Annotated in this window: 2 protein-coding genes and 1 pseudogene; 2 read left to right on the forward strand and 1 reads right to left on the reverse strand. The window is 74.1% G+C overall.

Going from position 1 to position 1,990, the window contains the following annotated elements:
• Window positions 1-582, forward strand: a 582-nt coding sequence (locus G3I40_RS16375; RefSeq protein ID WP_164302891.1) for a class F sortase, incomplete at its 5' end; no start/stop codon positions are given.
• A gap of 43 nt (window positions 583-625) precedes the next feature.
• The gene (locus G3I40_RS16380) at window positions 626-1,732 is read left to right on the forward strand and encodes an aminotransferase class V-fold PLP-dependent enzyme (protein WP_164302892.1); all 1,107 of its coding nucleotides are present in this window, start codon (window positions 626-628) and stop codon (window positions 1,730-1,732) included.
• Between the two features lie 19 nt (window positions 1,733-1,751).
• Here G3I40_RS16380 and G3I40_RS16385 read toward each other — a convergent pair.
• Window positions 1,752-1,990, reverse strand: a pseudogene (locus G3I40_RS16385) (hypothetical protein); the annotation flags it as partial.

Genomic DNA, 1,990 nt, shown 5'->3' on the forward strand with positions numbered 1-1,990 from the left:
ATCCTGCTGGTGGGCGTGCTCCTCGTGCACCACGGCGTGTCCCAGGCGGACGGCCCGCCGCAGCCCGAGCCCGGCGCCGCGAAGCTCGGAACCACGACCCCGCCCGCCGATCCACTGCCCGCCGCCGCTCCCCTGCGGGTGCGGATCCCCGAGATCGGCGTGAGCGCGCCGCTGACCCGGGTGGGCCGTGACCGGGAGGGCTGGCTGGAGGCGCCGCCGCCCCGGAACGCCAATCTGGCGGGCTGGTTCACGGGAGCGGTCAGTCCCGGCGAGCGCGGCACCGCCGTCATCGACGGCCACGTCGACAACGCCGACGGTCCCGCCGTCTTCTACGGCCTCGGCTCGCTGAAGAAGGGCCAGCACATCGAGGTCGACCGCACCGACCACAAGACGGCCGTGTTCGAGATCCACGGCATCGACGTCGTCGACAAGACCCACTTCCCCGACCGCCGCGTATACGGCAGCACCGGCCTGCCCGAACTGCGCGTGATCACCTGCGGCGGCTCGTACAACAAGCGCACGGGTTACGCGGGCAACGTGGTCCTGTACGGGCTGCTCACCGAGGTACGCGACCGGAAGTGACCCGGCGTCCGCCGTGGTCCGGCGCAGCGGCAGGATGCCGGTCATGGGACTTCACGAGCAGTACGGGCTGACGCACGTCATCAACGCCAGGGGGCCGTTCACACCGCTCGGCGTCTCGCGCAGCGAGCGCGGCGTCGCCGTCGCCACCGCACAGGCGCTGGGCGAGTTCTTCGTCATGGAGGAGGTCCTGGACCTCGCGGACCGCGTCCTGGCCGGGGCCACCGGGGCGGAGGCCGGGACCGTCGTGCACTGCACCTCCTCCGCGATCACCCTGGCGGTCGCGGCGGCGATGGCCGGAACCTCGCCGGAGCGGATCGCGGCGCTGCCCGACACCAGCGGCATGGCGTCGCGGGTGGTGCTGCCCGCGGGACACGCGGTCCATTACGGGCATCCGCTCGTGCAGGACATCCGGCTGGCGGGCGCCGTGCCCGTGGTCACCGGGACCGTGGACGAGTGCACCGTCGACGCGTTGGAACGGGAGCTCTCCCGGCCGGGGACGGCGTGTCTGGTGCTCGTGTCCTCGCGGCTCGTGCGCGGCGCCGAGGTGCCGCTCGCCGACGCCGTGGCGGCGGCGCACCGGCACGGCGTGCCCGTCGTCGTCGACGGGGCCGCACAGGACTTCCGGATCGCCGAACTCCTCGCGACGGGAGCCGACTTGGTACTGGTGAGCGGCCAGAAGTACCTGGGCTCCCCCACCGCCGGGATCGTGGTCGGACGCGCCGACCGCGTGCAGGCGGTACGGGCGCAGGAGAAGGGGATCGGCCGCGCGATGAAAGCGAGCAAGGAAGCCGTCCTCGGCGTACTCGCCGCCCTGCACGTGCGCCAGGAGACGGATCTCGGCGCGTGGCGGCGGGCGCAGGAGGACAAGGTCGAGCGGTTCGTCGAGCGGGCGGGCGCGCTGCGCGGTGTCCGCGCGGCGCCCGCGCCCGATCCGACGGGACTGCCGTTCCCCCGTGTGAGCCTGCACGTGACCGCGACCGGGACCGGCCCGGACGCGACGGCACTGGCACACGCCCTGCGGGCGGGTTCCCCGGCGATCTGGGTCATGGACCATCGTCAGGGCGACGGGGAACTCCTGCTCGAACTCGTCCCGCTCACGGACCCGGAGATCGACACCGTGCTGGACCGGCTCGCCGAACTGCTGGCCTGATCCAGCCGGGTCGGGCGGGTCAGACGCGGCCGCCGGTCAGCCGGGTCAGCGGACCGTGGTGGCCTCGTTCCGAGCGGCGGCCGGCCGCGTAGGACGCCGCCGTCAGGGCGGTCACCCCGACCGTGGCGCCGGCCGCGATCATCTTGCGGTTCTTCAGGACGACCCACGCGGTGTTGGCCGCGGAGGCCACCTGTCCCGCCGCGGCCGTCACGCCGTCGCGGGCACCGGCCAGCGCGGCCCCCGTCGTCTCCGCGGCCC

It is taken from the genome of Streptomyces sp. SID14478 (assembly GCF_010548525.1).
GTDB lineage: Bacteria > Actinomycetota > Actinomycetes > Streptomycetales > Streptomycetaceae > Streptomyces.

What these genes read in the sequence shown, in the direction of transcription:
- G3I40_RS16380 (WP_164302892.1), top strand. Translation starts at nt 626, where the DNA reads ATGGGACTTCACGAGCAGTACGGGCTGACGCACGTCATCAACGCCAGG.